We start from the raw sequence: 19038 nt of genomic DNA on the forward strand, positions 1-19038 counted from the left end.
CCTTACTTGGTCATTTTGTTGGCGGCCAGGTCCCAGGTCGTGCCCGCCGTGCCTTCCTTGGTGCCGTCGTCTTTCTGTGCGGTGAGTTCCCATTTGATCTTGGTGAAGTTCAGCGACAGGGTTTCCACCGGTTTGCCGCCGGTGCCGCCGCTGACACTGACGTTGGACAGCACGACGTTGGTCAGGGTGTAGATGATGAAGGGCATGAGTTTTCCGCTGCCCTCGGCGGCGTTGCGGCCGATGGTGATGACGGCTTGCGGGATTGGCTTGCCGGCGCAGCAATATTCATTGAGGGTGGGGGTGGAACTGTCGACGAATTTGGTCAGGGTGAATTCGCCGATGTGGGGCCGGCCGGAGGTGCGCTCCGAGTTGCTGACGTCGTTGGTGACCTGCATGGCCACGTTATGGCTGTAGGACATGACCTCGATCTTGTCCGTGAACCCCTCCAGCAGGCTGTCGCCCTTGATGTCGCCGCCGAGGTCGAGAATGATTGCATCCATTGTGTGGAACTCCTGAAGAAGACAAGTAGGTGGTACCCAATACCCCTATAAACGAATGTCGAACCCCTGTGGCGAGGGGATTTATCCCCGCTGGGCTGCGCAGCAGCCCCTTGAGCAGTCAGCTTAATCTGCCGGATACACCGAGTGGCCGGTATTTAGGGCCGCTTCGCGCCCCAGCGGGGATAAATCCCCTCGCCACAACAGTGTCCTCGCCACAAGTTCAACCGTCAGGCAGCTACCGGCGGTGGCAGGGTCGCCACCAGGCGGATCGAGGCGGTCAACTCCTCCAGCTGGAAGTGCGGCCGCAGGAATACCGTGGCCTTGTAGGCGCCGGGCTTGCCGGCCACCTCCGTCACGTCCACCCGGGCTTCGCGCAATGGGTACTGCGCCTTGATCTCTTGCGGCGCGTTGTCGTTGATCAGCACGTAGTCGGCAATCCAGTTGTTGAGGTAGGTCTGCACGTTGTCGCGGGTCATGAAACTGCCGACCTTGTCGCGCATGATCACCTTCAGGTAATGGGCAAAACGCGAAGCCGCGAGTACATACGGCAACATCGCCGAGATCCGCGCGTTGGCGTTGGCCTCGTTGGTGTTGTAGACCTTGGCCTTGTTGGTGGTCTGGCCGCCGAAGAACACTGCCACGTCGCTGTTTTTCTTGTGGCACAGGGAGATGAAGCCCAGGTCGTTGAGTTCTTTTTCACGGCGGTCGGTGATCGCCACTTCGGTCGGGCATTTGAGCGACAGATCCCCGGAGCTGGTGCGGAAGGTATGGGCCGGCAGGCCTTCGACCGCACCACCGCCTTCGGCCCCGCGAATCGCCGCGCACCAGCCATATTTGGCGAAGGCTTCGGTGATGCGTTGCGCCAGCGTCCAGGCGGCATTGCCCCACAGGTATTTGCTGTGGTCGGTGCCGTTGACGTCTTCGACGTAGTTGATGCCTTCCACCGGCAGCGTTTCCGGACCGTAGGGCAGGCGCAGCAGGAAGTGCGGCAACACCAGGGACACGTAGCGCGAGTCTTCGCTTTCCCGGAAGGCGCGCCACTTGATCAGCTCCTGGCTCTCGAAAATCTTCGACAGGTCCCGGGGGATCGCCAGTTCGGTGAAGCTGGTCATGTCGAACAACCGCGGACTGGCGGCGGCAATGAACGGGGCATGCGCGGCGGCTGCGACGTTCGAGAGTTTTTCCAGCAGGCCGATGTCCTGCGGATGCCGGCCAAAGGTGTAGTCACCCACCAGCAGGCTGAACGGATGCCCGCCGAAGGTGCCGTATTCTTCTTCGTAGATTTTCTTGAACAGCGCGCTCTGGTCGAATTCGACGGCTTTTTCCAGGTCGTTCTGCAGTTCTTTCTGAGTGACGTTGAGCAGGCGCAATTTCAGCCGGGTGCTGGTTTCGGTGTTCTGCACCAGCAGGTGCAGGCCGCGCCAGGAGGCTTCGAGTTTCTGCAGGTCGGGGTGGTGCAGCACTTCGTTGAGCTGGGCGCTGATCAACTCATCGATCTGGCTGATGCGATCGTTGATCATCGCCACCGTGTCCTTGTCGATGGCCATGCCTTCGTCGAGGACCTGGGTGGCGAATTCGGCCAGCATGTCGCGGGCGTAGTCTTGCTGGCTATCGTCGTGGGCCATGCGGCCTTCGGCGATGATCTTGTCCAGCAGGGACAGGGTCTGGGTCGTGCTCTCGCTGGTTTGAGCGCTGGATGAAGCAGGCATGGCGTTATCTCCCTTGAATGATGCGCGCGATCAGGCCTGTGGTTCGGCCGGGGCAGGGTCATCGTTGGCAGCGACGGTCGGCAACTCCTGCGTTGCGTCCTGGGGACGGGCCGACTTGATCTCCTGCAGGCCCTCGGTGTTGGCGATCACGTCACGCAGCAATTTGTCCAGGTCATCGTTGCCGTCGAGCTTGGTCAACAGATCCCGCAGGCGTTGGCGCGCTTCGAACAACCGACGCAACGGCGTGACCTGCCCCACGACCTTGACCGGGTCGAAGTCGTCGATGTGCCGGAAGTTGAGCTCGATGTTGAGCTTGCTGTCGTCGCCGCTGAGGGTGTTGTTCACCTGCAGCGTGGCGCGGGGGGAGATGGAGGCGAGCACCTCGTTGAAGTTGTCCCGATCGATTTCCGTGAAGCGCCGCTCATTGAGCTTGGGCAGCGGGTCCAACGGCTTGCCCGAGAGGTCGGCCAGAATGCCGACCACCAGTGGCAATTCTTTTTTCTCGATGGCATTGCCGATTTCCACGTCATAGGTGATCTGGACGCGGGGAGGACGGACTCTGTCGAGCTTGTGCTGGGTACTTTCTGCCATGGCGGCCGACTCCGATGCATGTGTGGGAGCAATGCATCGGGAGGCCCGCTCATCGCATTCCCTTGCTGATCCGCAGGTTGCAAACGGGCGGCAGAAAACCTGTCATTCCCTTGACGAACCTGGTCCATTCAACCGTGTGGGTCGAACTACCCAAGACGCTAGAACAGGTCTATAAAAAAGCAAGCAAAAACAATTTTTGACCGCTGAGAAAAGGAAGATTCATTTTGCGTGGTTTTTTTTATGGATTTTTTTTGAGCCTGGCGCTCACCGGTTGCTCGTTCTTTGCGCCCAGTGTCGACCTGGACAGCCTGACCCTGGACGTCGCGCCCCGGGCCAATGACGACACGCCGATCGCGGTGGATTTCATCGCGGTGAACGACCCGGACCTGCTCAAGCAGCTGTCGGGCATCACCGCCAGCCAATGGTTCGCCGAGCGCGAACAGTTCCAGCGCGACTATCGTCAACTCATGTCGGTGTGGGGGCTGGAGCTGGTCCCGGGGCAATTCATCGATCGCCAACCCTTCCCATTGGAGGGCCGGCGCGCCGCTGGACTTTTGGTCTTCGCCAGCTATAACACTCCCGGAGCCCACCGGCTTCGGCTGGACGATCAGCGCAAGGCCTGGCTGAAGTTCGACAGTCGCGAGATGACCCTCGTCAACGATGGCCAGCGTGATGACCGTCAGCCTTGAGTAAACCGCGGGCCGCCATGGGCGGCGACATTGGGATGTCGAAGGGAGTCGTATGAGTCTGTTACCTGACGCGGTGTGCTGGCATGAGGGTATGCAATTGTTGCCCCAGCATTTTCAATTGCAGGGGCTGCGTGCCGAGGCCTTGGCTGCGCATTTCGCCGGGGCCTGCAACCCTTGGTTCTGGGGCGTCAGCCAGTTGGAGGTCGACCCGTCGGCCCTCAGCGCCGGCCAGGTACGGCTGCTGCAATTGCAAGGGACCTTGCCGGATGGCTTGCCGGTCAACCTGCAGGCTGGCGTCGGGCCGACGCTGGAGCTGGACATCACCGAGGCGATCGACAAGACCGCCGACGCCACCGTAACGGTGTACCTGGCCGTCAGCCCACTGTGGCGTGCCGGGCAACTGCTGCCGCTCAAGGGCCGTTTGCAATCGGTGGTCGGCGAGGCGTTGCCGGACCTCACCAGCGGTGAGTTTCCCGAGTCGATCACCGTCTGGCGACCCAATCCGAGGCTGTGTACGCAACTGAGCAAGGCCGATTCGATCTGCCTGCCGCTGCTGCGCATCCGCAAGGAGGGCGGTGGCTTCTGGCGCGTACCCTACACACCACCAACGCCGGTCTTGTTGCCGGAGTCGGTCCTCGGCCGGCGGGTCGCCGGGGTGTGTGCCCGGGCCCGGGAAAAGTGCATGTTCCTCGCCGGTCGCTTGCGTCAGGCCCAGGCGGCCGGCAACCAGGACGATGCCATGGAAATCCGTCGGCAATTGACCGCCTTGTGGGCGCGCTTGCCGGAAGTCGAAGGGGCGCTGAACACCCGGGTGACGTCGCCCCAGGCACTCTACGGTTTGCTGCTGGGGCTGGCCGGGAGCTGGTCGGCCCTCGATCCGCTGGCGGGCGTCCCGGCCTTCGCACCGTTGGATTTTCTTGAGTTGCAGCGTGGCTACGAGCCGTTGCTGGATTGGCTGGAAACCACCCTGGAGCTGGTCCGTGCCGGCTATCGCAGCCTGGCCTTCGAGCGCAACGAGCAGGTCTTCTCCATCCAGTTGCCGGACGACCAGCCGGATCAACGCCTGGTGATCGGCCTGCGCATGCCCAACGGTGCCAGCGAGCAGGCGGCGGCTGAGTGGTTGCGCGGGGCGATCATCGCGTCGGCGCGGCACGTCCCGCTGCTGAGCCGGCAACGCATGAGCGGTTTGCCCCACCAGGCCATGAGCCGCAACGAACAGGTGGCCTACAGCGTCGGCGACGACACCCGTTTGTTTGTGGTGGCCGCCAGCGGGCAATGGTTCGACGGGCAATTGCCGCTGCACATCGTGGCGCCGGCATCAGCCCAGGCCAGCAGCCCGTGGCAAGTGGTGTTGTTCGTGGCGCAAGTCAATGAAAGTGCCTGATCGCAAAAGGGGAGTCGTATGCCTGACGGAAGTGGCGGGGCGGTTCGGAGTCTGCATGAGGCGCCGCTGAGCAGCGCTTTTCGCCAGGCCTGGCTGAAGTGGTCTCAGGAATGGCAAGACTTGCCCAAGGACAGCGACCCCGCGGTATTGGTCAACCGGGTGGTGGAGTTTTCCGGGCGCAGTGCCCAACGTCTGTGGCGGGTGGCCTTCGCCACCGTCGGCGATGCGGCCACCGAGCAGGTCAAGGCGCTGGTCTATGCCTTCGTCGCGCTGGTGGACGAAACCCTGTTGTTCAGCCCTTGGCCCGGCCAATTGGCCTGGCAGCAGCACCCCCTCGAATCACGCATGTATGCCAGTCGCCAGGCCGGCGAGCGTTTGCCGGCGGCGATCAAGAAATTGCTGGACGAGCAGATGCCCGGTACCCGGGACTTGGCGAATGTCTATCTGCAGTGCCTGATCCTGGGGTTCCAGGGGCGATTGCGGGGCGAGTCTGGCCAGGTCCAGCAGGCCAAGTGGCGCGCGGCGCTGTTCACCTTCGCCTGGCAACACGATCCTGATTACGTCGACGTCAGCCAGCGCCTGGCGTTGGCTGCGGCAGCGCCGCCAGTGCGCATGCCGGTGCAGCAGTCGTTGCCGGACGGCTTGCGCCTGGGGCTGGCGATCCTGGCAATGGTGTTGTTGCTGACCGGCTTGGGGCAGGTGTTCTGGCGTGACATCCGTTTGGAGCTCGAGCCGGTGTTGCAACTGAACGAGTCGGCGGTGGTTCAGGAGCAGGATTCATGAGCACCCTGAGCATCGTTGCCCTGGTGTTGATCGCCATCGTCGTGGTGCTGTTGATCGCAGCCCTGATCTGGTGGCTGCGGACCCAGGGCGGGGCGGCGATCCGCAGTTTCTATGGGGCGGTGCGCCACATGGAACAGGAGCAGGGCACCCGGGACCGCTATCAGATGCCCTGGCTGATGATGCTCGGCAACGAAACCGACGGTGCCCGACTGTGCGCCCAGTGGCGCTTGCAACCGACCGATAAGGCGGCCTGGTTCGGGCGCTGGTTTTCCGATGCCGAAGGCGCGGTGCTGGTGGTGCCCCAGGCGTTGTTCCTGCCCGATGAAGGCATGAACCGGCAACGGGGCAACTGGTGGCGCCTGCTCGGGCTGATGTTGCGCTTGCGCAGCAAACGGCCATTGGATGCGGTGATCTGGACCGTGCCGTTCAGCACCCTCGATGACATCGAGCACACCACCGAGCTGAGCCTCAAGGTCCGGCGCTGCTTCATCGACCTTTTGCAACGCTTCGGTCTCAGCCTGCCGGTGTATGTGGTGATGACCGGGATGGAAGAACTGCCCGGGTTCCAGGAACTGGTCAGCGCGCTGCCCGTCGAGGCGCGGGAGTCGATGCTGGGCTGGTCGTCGCCGTATTTGCCGGATGCGGCGTGGCAGTCGCAGTGGAGTGATCAGGCCCTGGACCAGGTCAACGCTGCGCTGTCGCAGTCGATCATCGAGATCGGTGCGCTGTCGGGACAATTGGGCACCGATCTCTATGGCTTGCCGGAGCGTTTCGAAGGCTTGCGGCGGGCATTGCAGATCCTGCTGGAGCCGGTGTTCCAGGGCAACGCCCAAGGCGAAGCGCCGCGTTTTCGCGGGCTGTATTTCACCGCCAGCCAGGCGCCGGCCGTCAGCGGCGACGGGTTGACCGCCGCCGACAGCGCCCAGGGGCAAACCGTGTTCGCCCGGCAATTGTGGTCGCGGCGGCTGGTGGCCGAGCGTGGCCTGGCCCAGCCTGTGCCACGGCTGTTGCGCTTGCGCCAGCGTGGGCATCGGTTGGCCGCGGCGGTGGCGTTGGTGGTGGGCCTGGTCTGGCTGGGGGGCATGGTCTGGGTCTGGCACGATTCGGTGGAGCAGGCCGAGGGGCTGTCGCGGTTGATCCTCAGCGCCCATAAGAACCACCTCGTCGTCGACCCCGACGAACCGCAACTGGAGCCGACCCGGCACAACGTGCAGAACTACTGGAATGTGTTGGAAAAAGCCCCGCGCTGGCGCTTCGTCTCGGTGGTCTTTCCCACCTCGTGGTTCTCTTCGGTGGACACGCAACTGGAGAATGGGTTGCGTCTGACCGCCCGGCATCATTGGATCTTGCCGTTGCGGGATCTGTTGAACGCAGACCTGGAGCAACTCAAGTCCATCCGCAACACCGAGCGCCGGGGCAACGTCGAGAGTGAAGACCCGGCGCAATGGCAGAGCTACGTGAAGGCCAAGGCACTGGTGGACTTGGCGGTACGCCTGGAACAGCACAACCAGATGTTCAGCCAGGTGGTAAACGACCCCAAGGCGCCGCTGGACGAACTGGTGCAACTGAGCAACACCGCGTTGTCCCTGGGACTCAACACCGGCACCTTGAGCCGCGCACACTTCTACAACCGGGTGCTGTTCGATGCCCAGAACAGCGATTTGAAAGGGTTGGACCTGAACGCCGCGCGCCCGATGATCTCCGATAACTTCACCGGCCTGATGCAGCGCTGGCTGGACCATTACTTCCTGGCGGACAACTTCGTGCGCCAGGCCGGTTACCTCAAGCTGCACTTGCAACGGCTGGAGGCCGGCAGCGGCAATTCCTTGAATGAACTCGAAGACCTGATGGCGCTGATCGACGATTTGCAGACGCTGGTCAGCTTGACCAATTCGGCCTGGGGCCGAGGCAAGGGCCAGGACTTGGTACCCGGCTACAGCCAGATGCTGGACAAGGTCAGTCACAGCGCGTTGCTGGGGCCGGATATCGAGCAGGACCTGGAGAGCCAGGCGGCGAAGTTGCAGCAGAGTTTTCGTGACCAGTGGATCGTCCAGACCGGCTCCCGGGACAACCTGCTGGTGCAACAGGGCAGCGGCCTGCTGGTCTTGCAGGACCATGTCACCGCGCTGGACGGTGCGGTGCAGGCACTGTTCAAGCGCGATTTCGTGGCGTTAGCCATGCAGAAGGATCCGTCGGACAGCAACCCCGATGCGATGGGCCAGGGCGATGGCAGTGATGATTTCAGCGTCGCCCTGAACTACTTCGCCAGCTACAAGAGCTATGCCGGCGAAGAACTGCCGCGCATTCCGCCGGATTACCGTGACGCGCTGATGCAGGCCGCCGAAGGCGCCGCCGCACGGGCCATGTGGTTGAGCCTGGATGAAAGCGACGCGTCGTTGCCCGGTATGGGGTTCAACGTACAAACGGCCCAGGCCGTGGCGTTGCAAAAAGCCTTCATGGATGTGCACCGCGGCGACCTGGCGATCCGTTTCCAACGTCTGCTCAATCGCCGGGCATTGGCGCAGATCAAGAGTGGCCTGGATGAAATCGATGCCCAGCCGCTGTTCAGCCAGCGGGCCGATGTCCAGCGCTGGGACGGTTCGAAGAACTTCGGCTTGCAGCTGTACGGTGCCAGCGATCCACAAGACTTGAAGCTGAGCCTGAGCCAGCAGTTCGGCGTGATGCTGCAGGTCGCCGAGCAGCGAATGCCCGCCCTCGAATGGCTGATCGTCCAGCAGGACAATCTGTCGGCGCTGGAGCACGACCAGGTGGCGCGCTTCATGGCCCTCAACGATGAATTGCTCAAGTACAAGAACCAGAATCCGGCCAGCTCGGCGGCCCAATTGGAGCAATTGGTGAGCCGGGACTTCATCACCATGGACACCACGTCCTGTGCGCAGATCTTGCAGACCTCCAGCCTGCCCAGTGGGCGCGGTGACCTGGCACAGCGTACGGTCGCGTTGCAGCAGGGCGCTCTGCAACGGTGCCTGTACCTGCAACAGAACCAGGCGGCGACCGCCTGGAATGACTTGGCCAACTATTTCAATCAATACCTGGCCGGGCGCTTTCCGTTTGCCCAGGATGTGCGAGCCAGCGATGCCGACCCGGCGCGGGTCCAGCACCTGCTGGAACTGATCGACACACGCCTGCCCCTGGCCCAGGCCGGGCTGGTGTTGAGCCAGACGCCGGAGCGCTTGGCGGCCGAGGATTTTCTCAACCGTTTGAAACAGGCCGGCACTTGGCTCGGGCCGCTGTTCGTGCGCGACAAGAGTGGCATTCTGGGGGTGGAGATGGACGTGCGCTGGCGGACCGATCGTGATGAAGAGCGCGGCGCTGACCAGGTGATCGCCTGGAGCCTGGACGCCGGCAACCAACAGATCAACTACCCCGGCGGCGGCCAGCAGAACCTGCGGTGGATGGTCGGCCAGCCCGTGCGCCTGACCTTGCGCTGGGCCCGCAACGGCTACCAGCGTCCGGCCAATGACCCATTGCAACCGAACCTGGTGGTGCGCGACCTGGAGGCCGGCTGGGAGTACCAGGGGCCGTGGTCATTGCTGCGCCTGATGCGCGCGCTGGGATCGGCCCAGCGCCAGCCGAATGTCGACTACACCGATTTTCCCCTGGCCCTGCAACTGCCGGTCACTGCCCAGACCCAGGCCCGCACGGCGGAACAGACCCTGATGTTCGTGCGCCTGTCGTTGATGAGCCAGGGTTCCAAGCTGCCGTTGTCGATCCCGCCGCTGCCGACGCGGGCACCCCGATCACCTTTCATGGCGACCTCATCGAGCCCCGCCATTGCCACCCGTGAGGAGGGCCTGTGAGCGTGCCGATATCACCTTTGCCTGAGTTGGTCACTCAGTTGCTCGAGCCGATCAGCGCCGAGTCGCCCTGTGGTCCCGACCTGCGCTACGAGCCGGAATACGACCAACTGCGCGAATTGCGCCGGGAGGACGACACCAGCTTGCCCACCGGTGTGTGGCAGTCTTCGATCAAGCGCGCCCTGTGGCCGGACCTGGAACGCCTCGCGACCACGCTGCTGCTGGAGCGCAGCAAGGACTTGATGATCAGTGCCTGGCTGGGGGAGGCCTGGTTGCATCGGGCCGGGCTGGAGGGGTTGCCGGGCAGCCTGGCGCTGGTGGCGGGGTTGTGTGAACGCTATCCGGAGCAGTTGCATCCCCAGGCCGATGAAGGCGACCAGTCGTGGCGGGTGATCCCGTTGGAGTGGCTGGCCCGGCGCTACAGCGAAGTGTTGCTGACGCGAGTGCCATTGCTCGATGGCCGGGACCCGGCGTTTGCCACTTTCTGCCTGGACGATTGGCAACGCTTGCAACGTCAGCAAGTGTTGGTCAACGACAGCAAGAACGCCAAGGCGTCGGCGGAAGCGGCGCGCAACGAGCAAAAAAAACTCAGCGAACTGATTCGCGGCACCCCCTTGTCATTCTGGTTGCACCGCCAGGGCAGCCTGATGTTGAGCCTGCAGCACCTGCAACGGCTCGAAGCCTGGAGCGACGCTTACCTGGGCAACCTGGCCCCGGGCTACAAATCCCTGCAGGACGTGATTCAGGCGTTGCTGACACTGGTAGAGGAGTTCATCGCGATGCACCCACAGCAACCCACCATCGTGCCGGTGCAAACGTCCCCGGCGCCGACGTCGCCGCCTCAGCCGCAGGCGGTCGCCGCCCAGGTCTTCCAGGAGCCGGCCAATCGTGAGGAGGCCTACCGACAGCTACTGGTGATCGCCGGTTACCTGGCCCGTACCGAGCCCCACAGCCCGGTGCCCTATCTGATCCGGCGCGGCGTGGAGTGGGGCAACAAGCCGCTGAGCGAGCTGCTGGGTGAGCTGATCAGTGCCGATGCCGAATCCCGGCGGTTATGGACCTTGCTGGGCGTGCTTTAAAGCTGCGTGTCGGGTAGCGGCACCGGCGTCAACACCGGTTTGCCGGCAAAGAACGCGTTCAGGTTCTGGCCCACCAACTCCACCGTACCACGCGTCGCTTCCGGCGACAGGCCGGCCACATGGGGCGTCAGTACGACGTTGGGCAGGTTTTTCAGCGCGTCCGGCACTTCGGGTTCGTGATCGAACACGTCCAGGGCCGCGCCAGCGATCCGCCGTTGTTCCAGGGCGTTGATCAGGTCGGCGGTGGCGACGACACTGGCGCGGGCGATGTTCACCAGGAAACCATGGGGGCCCAGGGCGTCAAGGGCCTGTTTGTTGATCAACTGCCGGGTATCCAGGCCGCCGGGCGTGGCGACGATCAGGAAGTCCGAGACCCGGGCCAGTTCCGTGGGCGTGGCGCAGAAGGTGTAGGGCACGTCGTTGCGCAGCCGGCGATTGTGGTAGCTGACGCTCATGTCGAAGCCGAGGGCGGCGCGCTTGGCAATGGCCATGCCCACCGCGCCCAGGCCCAGCACGCCCAGGCGCTTGCCGGCCAGGGAAGGGCGCATGACCTTGGCCCACTCGCCACGGCGCACACTCGCATCGGCCCGGGGGATGTCGCGCACCAGCGCCAGCAGCAGCGCCATGGCGTGGTCGGCTACCGACGAGGCGTTGACCCCGGCGCCGTTGGTTACCACGATGCCCCGATTGCGGGCGGCTTGCAGGTCCACCTGCTCGTAACCGGCGCCGATCACGCAGATGATTTGCAGGTTGGGCAGGGCGCCGATTTCTTCCTCCGTCAAACCCAAGGGGCCACGGGTCAGTACCGCACTGAAGCGTTCACCGTGTTCGAAAATCGCTGTCTTGCGTTCGGCCGGCGTGGGCGCCAATTCCAGGTGGTAACCCTGCCGCTCGAGAATCGGCAGGTATTCATTGACGGTTTCAACCAGTACCAGAACGGTTGCGGTCATGCTGGGCTCCTGTGGGCGCTGGATCGATTGTGGCTATTCAACCTGATTGTAGGAGCCGGGGCAGGGGGGCTTGGCTTTTTATGTGCATTTCGGGTTCAGCATCGCCATTGTGGGAGCGGGCTTGCTCGCGAAGTCGGTACATCAGTAACGCATCGGCTAAATGACACACCGCTTTCGCGAGCAAGCCCGCTCCCACAGGAAATACGGCGGCTGTTTCTATTGGCTTGATCTGATCCGCACAACCACTCCTCGGCTAAGTCTTTGCTTCTGCTCGTGAATCCCGGACAATCGCGCCCCTGTTTCGGCCAGGGCGCTGCCTGTCGGGGTTTTCCGACTCGTCCCGGCCGGGTGCATGTGACCGGAAAGCGGAGATCCGACCGGATGAATGATCAGGCCAATAGCGTCGAAGAGCGCTTTGAAACGACAGTCCCTGCCACCCTCAGCCAATGGAGTCGCCAGGACACCACCTGGATGCTGGGGCTGTTTGGCACCGCCATCGGTGCAGGTACGCTGTTTTTACCGATCAATGCGGGCCTGGGTGGTTTTTGGCCACTGATGATCCTGGCAGTGCTGGCGTTTCCCATGACGTTCTACGCCCACCGGGGACTGACTCGCTTTGTGTTGTCCGGTCGTGACGGCGCGGACATCACCGAGGTGGTGGAAGAGCATTTCGGCCTCAAGGCCGGTGCGCTGATCACGTTGCTGTACTTCTTTGCGATTTTCCCGATCCTGCTGATCTACAGCGTGGCGTTGACCAATACCGTGGGCAGCTTCCTGGAGCATCAGCTGCATATCCAGCCGCCCCCTCGGGCGGTGCTGTCCCTGGTGCTGATCCTGGGCCTGCTGGCCGTGGTGCGTTGCGGCGAACAGGCGATCGTCAAGGCGATGAGCCTGATGGTCTATCCGTTCATCGTTGCGCTGCTGTTCCTGGCGGTGTTTCTGATCCCGCACTGGAACGGCGGCATCCTGACCACGGCGTCGACGCCGCCTGAGCCATCGGCCCTGCTGCATACCCTGTGGCTGGCAATTCCGGTGATGGTGTTCTCGTTCAACCACTCGCCGATCATCTCGGCGTTTGCGGTGGACCAGAAGCGTCGCTACGGTGCCAACGCCGAGGAGCGCAGTTCGCAGATCCTGTCGCGCGCCCATGTGCTGATGGTGGTGATGGTGCTGTTCTTCGTGTTCAGTTGCGTATTGACCCTGACCCCGGCGCAATTGGCCGAGGCCAAGGCGCAGAACCTGTCGATTCTGTCGTACCTGGCTAACCATTTCAGTAATCCGACCATCGCCTTTGCCGCGCCGTTGATTGCGTTTGTCGCCATTTCCAAGTCGTTCCTGGGGCACTACATCGGCGCCAGCGAAGGCCTCAAGGGCCTGATCGTCAAGAGCGGCCGCCGTCCGGCACCCAAGACCCTGGACCGTCTCACCGCAGCGTTCATGCTGGTGGTGTGCTGGATCGTCGCCACCCTCAATCCGAGCATCCTGGGTATGATCGAAACCCTGGGCGGCCCGGTCATCGCAGCCATCCTGTTCCTGATGCCGATGTACGCCATCCGCAAAGTCCCGGCCATGGCCCGCTATCGCGGCCAGGCCTCGAACGTCTTCGTTGTGTTGGTGGGGTTGGTGGCGATTACGGCGTTGGTCTACTCCTTGATGGCCTGACCATCACCTTGTGGGAGCGGGCTTGCTCGCGAAAGCGGTGGTTCAGCTGGCAGGGATGTTGGATGTGCCGCCGTCTTCGCGGGCAAGCCCGCTCCCACACTGGTTTCGGGTGTTCATGGAAATTGCAACCATCCCAACTCCCTGTGGGAGCGGGCTTGCTCGCGATAGCGGTGGCTCGGCTGGCATCGAAATGACAGGCATAAAAAAAAACGCCGCCCCTCGCAAGAAGGGCGGCGCTTTTAGTCGGGCGTTCTAAGCTTTACGCTTGAACGACCGGGATGTTGGCGTTTGCAGCCGCTTCACGGAACTCGGCGATCTGGTCGAAGCTCAGGTAGCGGTACACGTCCGCTGCCATGCTGTCGATCTTGCCGGCGTATTCCATGTACTCCTCGACGGTCGGCAGGCGACCCAGGATGGATGCAACGGACGCCAGTTCGGCCGAAGCCAGGTAGACGTTCGCGCCGTCACCCAGACGGTTCGGGAAGTTACGGGTCGAGGTCGACACCACGGTGGAGTTCGGCTCGACGCGTGCCTGGTTACCCATGCACAGCGAGCAGCCTGGCATTTCCATCCGTGCACCGGCCTTGCCGTAGATGCCGTAGTAGCCTTCTTCGGTGAGCTGGTGAGCGTCCATCTTGGTCGGCGGCGACAGCCACAGACGGGTTGGCAGCTGACCCTTGACCTGCTCCAGCAGTTTACCGGCGGCGCGGAAGTGACCGATGTTGGTCATGCACGAACCGATGAACACTTCGTCGATCTTCTCACCGGCAACGCTGGACAGCAGACGGGCATCGTCCGGATCGTTCGGCGCGCAGAGCACAGGCTCGTTGATGTCGGCCAGATCGATTTCGATGACTTCGGCGTATTCGGCGTCGGCATCGGCTTCCATCAGTTGCGGGTTGGCGACCCAGGCTTCCATCGCTTGGGCGCGACGTTCCAGGGTACGTGCATCACCGTAGCCTTCGCCGATCATCCAGCGCAGCAGGGTGATGTTCGATTGCAGGTACTCGGTGATCGATTCTTTCGACAGCTTGATGGTGCAACCGGCAGCCGAACGTTCGGCCGAGGCGTCGGACAATTCGAAAGCCTGTTCCAGGGTCAGGCCTTCCAGGCCTTCGATTTCCAGGATGCGGCCGGAGAAGGCATTTTTCTTGCCTTTCTTCTCGACGGTCAGCAGACCGTTCTGGATGGCGAAGTACGGAATGGCATGAACCAGGTCGCGCAGGGTGATGCCAGGTTTCATTTTGCCTTTGAAGCGCACCAGGATCGATTCCGGCATGTCCAGCGGCATGACACCGGTGGCAGCGGCGAACGCGACCAGGCCGGAACCGGCCGGGAACGAGATGCCCATCGGGAAACGGGTGTGCGAGTCACCACCGGTACCCACGGTGTCTGGCAGCAGCATGCGGTTCAGCCACGAGTGGATGATGCCGTCGCCCGGACGCAGGGAAACGCCGCCGCGGGTCATGATGAAGTCAGGCAGGGTGTGGTGGGTGGTGACGTCGATCGGCTTCGGATAGGCCGCGGTGTGGCAGAAGGACTGCATCACCAGGTCAGCCGAGAAGCCCAGGCACGCCAGGTCTTTCAGTTCGTCACGGGTCATCGGACCGGTGGTGTCCTGGGAACCCACGGTGGTCATTTTCGGTTCGCAGTAGGTACCAGGGCGCACGCCTTGGCCTTCCGCCAGACCGCAAGCCTTGCCGACCATCTTCTGCGCCAGGGTGAAACCCTTGGTGCTTTCAGCGGGGGCTTCCGGCTTCTTGAACAGGTCGAAGGGTGGCAGACCCAGTTCGGCGCGTGCCTTCTCGGTCAGACCGCGGCCGATGATCAGCGGGATACGACCGCCGGCACGGACTTCGTCCAACAGGACCGGGGTCTTCATTTCGAAGGTGGTCAGGACTTCATCGGTACCGTGCTTGCAGACTTTGCCAGCATGCGGGTACAGGTCGATCACGTCGCCCATGTGCATGTTGGACACATCGAATTCGATCGGCAAGGCGCCGGCGTCTTCCATGGTGTTGTAGAAGATCGGTGCGATCTTGCTGCCGAAGCAGAAACCGCCGGCGCGCTTGTTCGGAACGAAAGGAACGTCGTCGCCGAAGAACCACAGCACCGAGTTGGTCGCCGATTTGCGCGACGAACCGGTACCGACCACGTCACCGACGTAGGCGATCGGGAAGCCTTGGCCACGCATTTCTTCGATCTGCTTCATCGGGCCGGTCTTGCCTTGTTCATCAGGCACGATGCCGTCACGGGCCATTTTCAGCATGGCCAGGGCGTGCAGCGGGATGTCCGGGCGGGACCAGGCGTCCGGGGCAGGGGACAGGTCGTCGGTGTTGGTTTCGCCGGTGACCTTGAACACCCGCAGGCTGATCTTGTCGGCCAGTACCGGGCGGTTCTTGAACCACTCGCCGTCGGCCCAGGATTGCAGTACGGCCTTGGCGTGAACGTTGCCGTTCTTGGCTTTTTCAGCCACGTCGTGGAAGGCATCGAACATCAGCAGGGTGTGCTTGAGTTCCTTGGCGGCTACCGGCGCCAGCTCGGCGTCGTCCAGCAGTTCCACCAGGGTCACGATGTTGTAGCCGCCCTGCATGGTGCCGAGCAGTTCAACGGCACGCTTCTTGTCCAGCAGGGGGGATTGGGCCTCGCCCTTGGCCAGGGCGGAGAGGAAACCGGCCTTGACGTAGGCGGCTTCGTCGACTCCAGGCGGAACGCGGTTGGTGATCAGGTCAACGAGGAAAGTTTCTTCGCCAGCCGGAGGATTTTTCAGCAGCTCGATCAGGCCTGCGGTTTGTTCGGCGTTAAGCGGCTGGGGAACGATACCCAGGGCTGCGCGCTCTTCGATATGTTTGCGGTAGGCTTCAAGCACAGTTATTACCCTCATCAGTGGTCCCAAATGGGTGTCCGGGACGCTCATCCAGAAACCCACGGTACTCATGCGCGTCGGCGGCTTTTTGAGCCACCACGCCAGAGTTTCCGGAGTTCCTCACAGAAGCTGCTTTCAAAGTTTTACGCCTGCAGAACGGGAGCTGATGAGGGTTGGCGTTGGGCTTTCCCCGCTGGAAAGACCCTTCGCCAACACCGCTCTGAAGGAACGACTGTGCTCGTGACGCTTTGAAAACAGCTTCTAACGGACATTGGCGCCTTAAAAGGCTGGCTGATTCTACGGGAAAAAAAAATTAAAGGTAAGTTGGGCGCTCAAGTTTGAGGGGTGATCAATCTTAGACAAAGGGCTAACATGCCAGCCTGTCCTGCTTTTGCGTGTGCTTTCCCCTATGCCCAACCAGCTCATCAAGACCCCCTGCGTCGGCCTTTGCTCCACTGTCTACGGTGACCTGGTGTGCCGTGGCTGCAAGCGGTTCCACCATGAAGTGATTCACTGGAACGGCTACAACGAGGACGAAAAACGCGCGGTGTGGATGCGGCTCGAACAACTGTTGGTGCAGGTGATGGTGGCCAAGTTGGAGGTTTTCGACCCCGGGTTGCTGCGCCAGCAACTGGAATCGCGCAAGATCCGTTTTGTGCCGCACCAGTCGGAATATTGCTGGGCCTACCAGTTGATCGCCCGGGGCGCGCGGGTGATCAACAACCTGGAAGCCTATGGCATGGTGCTGATGCCGGAATTTCGCGATTGGGAACTGCCGGACCTGCGCGATGCCATTGATCGGGAGTTTTTCCTTCTGTCCGAAGCCCATTACCAGCGTTACATCGCGCCGGGGTTCCTGAAGGATGCGATCGGCGGTTGAGCTCCGGCCATTTGTGCAAAGGCGCTTTTGTGCCCGGGAGCTTTTGTGGCGAGGGGATTTATCCCCGTTCGGCTGCGAAGCAGGCGTCTGGCGTTTGGACTGATGGGGCCTGCTTCGCAGTCCAACGGGGATAAATCCCCTCGCCACGGCTTGTTTATTCCTTGGTCGCCAACTCCACCAGATGATCCTCGACCTCCTGGGGCTTGAGCACCAGCACATCGCTTTCCAGCGTATCGAGCACGGCCTCGGCGGTGTTGCCGATCAGCACCCCGGACAACCCCGAACGGGCCACGGTACCGATCACCGTCACCGCCGCCTGCAGCTTGCGCGCCATGTACGGAATCAAGACATCCGCCGGGCCTTCTTCGATGTGCAGATGCTGGTCGTCGATGTCGAACTCGGCCTGGAACGCCCGGCATTGTTCGCGATAGCGGGCCTCGATGGTTTCCTTGAGCTGGAACGTCGGGTCGGCGGACGAAAGCATCGGTGTGGGGTGGGCGCTGATCACATGCAAGTGGGCCTTGGCGAGGAGGGCGATGTCATAGCCATGATCGATGATGGTGGTGTGCAGGTGCCGGTGCTCGCCGTCGGCATTGCCGACATCGACGGCCGCCAGGATCACCCGGTCTTTCCACGAGCCGGCGGTTTTCACCAGCAGTACCGGGGTCGGGCAGTGGCGTAGCAGTTTCCAGTCCGCCGGGGTGAGCAGGGCTTTTTTCAGCGGGCTGTCGGGGAAGTGCTGTTTGATCACCAAGCCGCAGCCCTCGGCCTGCTGCACATCGATGATGGTTTCGTAGAGGCTCTCGTTCCAGGCCTGTTCGGTGGTGACGCTGTAGCCGTCCGCCAGCAGCGCGGCCTTCAATACGCTGAGCATGCCGGCATGGTCATGCTTCTTGTCGCACACCAGCAGGTGCAGGTGGGCCTGGGTCACCCCGGCGATCAGCTTGGCGCGCTTGAGCGCCAGGCTTTCCGAATGTTCGGGTTCGATGACCACCAGAATGCTGCGAATGGCTTGCATGATCGGCGTTCTCCTGCAATGAAAAGGCTGGCATTGCTCAACTATAGTTGCTGTGGGGCAGTCTAGTTCTTATGGGTCAGTCGTCGACTTGATGCATATCAACGACGGTGACTGGTGGTCTGGAGGCAGGCCGGTATAATCGGCGCCCTTCGCTCGACTACCTTTGCCCGTGAGCCCCATGATCCTTCCTGAAATCCACGAATTCCTTGGTTGCCGCACCCCCGATGCCTGGGTCCAGGCCGCGCTGGCCGACCAGGAAACGTTGCTGATCGACCACAAGAACTGCGAATTCAAGGCGGCCAGCACCGCCTTGAGCCTGATCGCCAAATACCATTCCCACGTCGACCTGATCAATCTGATGTCGCGCCTGGCCCGGGAAGAGCTGGTGCATCACGAGCAGGTCATGCGCCTGATGAAAAAACGCAAGATCGGCTTGCGCCAGCTCTCCGCCGGGCGTTATGCCTCGGGGCTGCGCAAGGTGGTACGCAGCCACGAACCGGTCAAGCTGGTGGACACCCTGGTGGTAGGGGCTTTCATCGAAGCCCGTAGTTGCGAGCGCTTCGAAGCTTTGGTGCCGCACTTGGACGAGGAACTGGGCAAGTTCTATTTCGGCTTGCTGAAAAGCGAAGCCCGGCACTTCCAGGGCTACCTGAAACTGGCCTACCAGTACGGCGACGCCAAGGACATTGCCCAGGTGATCGACAAGGTCCGTGAGGCCGAGCGGGAACTGATCGAATCGCCGGATGTGGAGTTCCGGTTCCACAGTGGTGTGCCGGCTCGATAGTGCAGAGGTGCCGGTACTGACGTCATCGCGAGCAAGCTCGCTTGTATGGTAGGACTTGAAGGGAGGAGGAGGGACAAAGCTCGATTCTGACTGTTAGCCGCAGTACAGACCGTGGGAGATTTCACCCCTCCTCCTTTCACCCAAGCGCCGATAAAGAATGCATCTGGCCTAGACCGACGATAGGAACAAGCCTGCGCCTCTGGGTGAACCCTTCAAGTGTTCAAACCTTAGCCCGGAGGATTTTCAATGGCAATGCCGGTTTCTGTCGCAAAGCCGATCGTGGGTGTTGATGTCGCCAAAGATGAGTTGGTGATTTATCACGCAG

General features: G+C 62.2%; 14 protein-coding genes. 8 read left to right on the forward strand and 6 right to left on the reverse strand.

All coding sequences use genetic code 11. The features are described from left to right. Positions 1–2: 2 nt before the first annotated feature. The 3 genes from BM317_RS05335 to tssB all read right to left on the reverse strand — a co-directional run bounded on the left by BM317_RS05335 (position 3) and on the right by tssB (position 2800). The gene (locus tag BM317_RS05335) at positions 3–500 is read right to left on the reverse strand and encodes an Hcp family type VI secretion system effector (protein WP_046063980.1); all 498 of its coding nucleotides are present in this window, start codon (positions 498–500) and stop codon (positions 3–5) included. A gap of 227 nt (positions 501–727) precedes the next feature. Continuing rightward, the gene (gene tssC, locus BM317_RS05340; RefSeq protein ID WP_092473366.1) at positions 728–2209 is read right to left on the reverse strand and encodes a type VI secretion system contractile sheath large subunit; all 1482 of its coding nucleotides are present in this window, start codon (positions 2207–2209) and stop codon (positions 728–730) included. Positions 2210–2239: 30 nt separating this feature from the next. Then, positions 2240–2800 (reverse strand): type VI secretion system contractile sheath small subunit, encoded by a 561-nt coding sequence (gene tssB / locus BM317_RS05345; protein ID WP_092165321.1) that lies wholly within the window; start codon positions 2798–2800, stop codon positions 2240–2242. A 224-nt stretch (positions 2801–3024) separates the two neighbouring features. On the opposite strand from tssB, the gene BM317_RS05355 reads away from it, so the two are divergent. Genes BM317_RS05355 through tssA form a run of 5 tightly spaced genes read left to right on the forward strand, consistent with a single transcriptional unit; the run spans position 3025 to position 10553 of the window. Next, entirely contained in the window at positions 3025–3489 is a 465-nt protein-coding gene (locus tag BM317_RS05355; protein ID WP_092165325.1) for a type VI secretion protein, read from the forward strand. A gap of 52 nt (positions 3490–3541) precedes the next feature. Next, positions 3542–4873, forward strand: coding sequence for a type VI secretion system baseplate subunit TssK (gene tssK / locus BM317_RS05360; protein WP_092165327.1), 1332 nt, complete (start codon positions 3542–3544; stop codon positions 4871–4873). A gap of 18 nt (positions 4874–4891) precedes the next feature. Next, positions 4892–5656 (forward strand): DotU family type IV/VI secretion system protein, encoded by a 765-nt coding sequence (locus BM317_RS05365; RefSeq protein ID WP_092473368.1) that lies wholly within the window; start codon positions 4892–4894, stop codon positions 5654–5656. Then, positions 5653–9477: a type VI secretion system protein gene (locus tag BM317_RS05370; protein ID WP_092473370.1), complete on the forward strand. Its 3825-nt coding sequence runs from the start codon at positions 5653–5655 to the stop codon at positions 9475–9477. Before BM317_RS05365 ends, BM317_RS05370 begins: the two co-directional genes overlap by 4 nt. Further along, a complete protein-coding gene (gene tssA, locus BM317_RS05375) occupies positions 9474–10553 on the forward strand; it encodes a type VI secretion system protein TssA (protein ID WP_092165333.1) in 1080 nt (359 codons plus the stop codon). Before BM317_RS05370 ends, tssA begins: the two co-directional genes overlap by 4 nt. Here tssA and BM317_RS05380 read toward each other — a convergent pair. Further along, positions 10550–11503, reverse strand: coding sequence for a 2-hydroxyacid dehydrogenase (locus BM317_RS05380; RefSeq protein WP_092165335.1), 954 nt, complete (start codon positions 11501–11503; stop codon positions 10550–10552). The two genes, tssA and BM317_RS05380, sit on opposite strands and share 4 nt — an antisense overlap. Positions 11504–11884: 381 nt before the next feature. Between BM317_RS05380 and BM317_RS05385 the strand changes: the two genes are divergently transcribed. Further along, positions 11885–13165 (forward strand): serine/threonine transporter, encoded by a 1281-nt coding sequence (locus tag BM317_RS05385; protein ID WP_092165337.1) that lies wholly within the window; start codon positions 11885–11887, stop codon positions 13163–13165. A gap of 259 nt (positions 13166–13424) precedes the next feature. On the opposite strand, the gene acnB is transcribed toward BM317_RS05385, so the two are convergent. Continuing rightward, the gene (acnB, locus tag BM317_RS05390) at positions 13425–16034 is read right to left on the reverse strand and encodes a bifunctional aconitate hydratase 2/2-methylisocitrate dehydratase (protein ID WP_092165339.1); all 2610 of its coding nucleotides are present in this window, start codon (positions 16032–16034) and stop codon (positions 13425–13427) included. Between the two features lie 406 nt (positions 16035–16440). On the opposite strand from acnB, the gene BM317_RS05395 reads away from it, so the two are divergent. Then, positions 16441–16911 carry a DUF1289 domain-containing protein gene (locus tag BM317_RS05395; protein ID WP_092165341.1) on the forward strand — a complete coding sequence of 157 codons (471 nt, stop codon included), beginning with the start codon at positions 16441–16443 and terminating at the stop codon, positions 16909–16911. 154 nt (positions 16912–17065) lie between these two features. Here BM317_RS05395 and BM317_RS05400 read toward each other — a convergent pair whose 3' ends face one another. Beyond that, positions 17066–17929: a universal stress protein gene (locus BM317_RS05400; RefSeq protein ID WP_092165343.1), complete on the reverse strand. Its 864-nt coding sequence runs from the start codon at positions 17927–17929 to the stop codon at positions 17066–17068. 178 nt (positions 17930–18107) lie between these two features. Between BM317_RS05400 and BM317_RS05405 the strand changes: the two genes are divergently transcribed. Further along, positions 18108–18713, forward strand: a complete 606-nt coding sequence (locus BM317_RS05405) for a MiaE family protein (protein WP_025213256.1) — start codon at positions 18108–18110, stop codon at positions 18711–18713. Positions 18714–19038 lie beyond the last annotated feature (325 nt).

It is taken from the genome of Pseudomonas sp. NFACC24-1 (assembly GCF_900115235.1).
GTDB lineage: Bacteria > Pseudomonadota > Gammaproteobacteria > Pseudomonadales > Pseudomonadaceae > Aquipseudomonas > Aquipseudomonas fluorescens_AA.

Excerpts from the sequence above, each read along its gene's own strand:
- BM317_RS05335 (WP_046063980.1), bottom strand. The coding sequence starts at position 500 with ATGGATGCAATCATTCTCGACCTCGGCGGCGACATCAAGGGCGACAGC.
- tssC (WP_092473366.1), bottom strand. The coding sequence starts at position 2,209 with ATGCCTGCTTCATCCAGCGCTCAAACCAGCGAGAGCACGACCCAGACC.
- tssB (WP_092165321.1), bottom strand. The coding sequence starts at position 2,800 with ATGGCAGAAAGTACCCAGCACAAGCTCGACAGAGTCCGTCCTCCCCGC.
- tssK (WP_092165327.1), top strand. The coding sequence starts at position 3,542 with ATGAGTCTGTTACCTGACGCGGTGTGCTGGCATGAGGGTATGCAATTG.
- BM317_RS05365 (WP_092473368.1), top strand. The coding sequence starts at position 4,892 with ATGCCTGACGGAAGTGGCGGGGCGGTTCGGAGTCTGCATGAGGCGCCG.
- BM317_RS05370 (WP_092473370.1), top strand. The coding sequence starts at position 5,653 with ATGAGCACCCTGAGCATCGTTGCCCTGGTGTTGATCGCCATCGTCGTG.
- BM317_RS05380 (WP_092165335.1), bottom strand. The coding sequence starts at position 11,503 with ATGACCGCAACCGTTCTGGTACTGGTTGAAACCGTCAATGAATACCTG.
- BM317_RS05385 (WP_092165337.1), top strand. The coding sequence starts at position 11,885 with ATGAATGATCAGGCCAATAGCGTCGAAGAGCGCTTTGAAACGACAGTC.
- BM317_RS05395 (WP_092165341.1), top strand. The coding sequence starts at position 16,441 with ATGCCCAACCAGCTCATCAAGACCCCCTGCGTCGGCCTTTGCTCCACT.
- BM317_RS05400 (WP_092165343.1), bottom strand. The coding sequence starts at position 17,929 with ATGCAAGCCATTCGCAGCATTCTGGTGGTCATCGAACCCGAACATTCG.
- BM317_RS05405 (WP_025213256.1), top strand. The coding sequence starts at position 18,108 with ATGATCCTTCCTGAAATCCACGAATTCCTTGGTTGCCGCACCCCCGAT.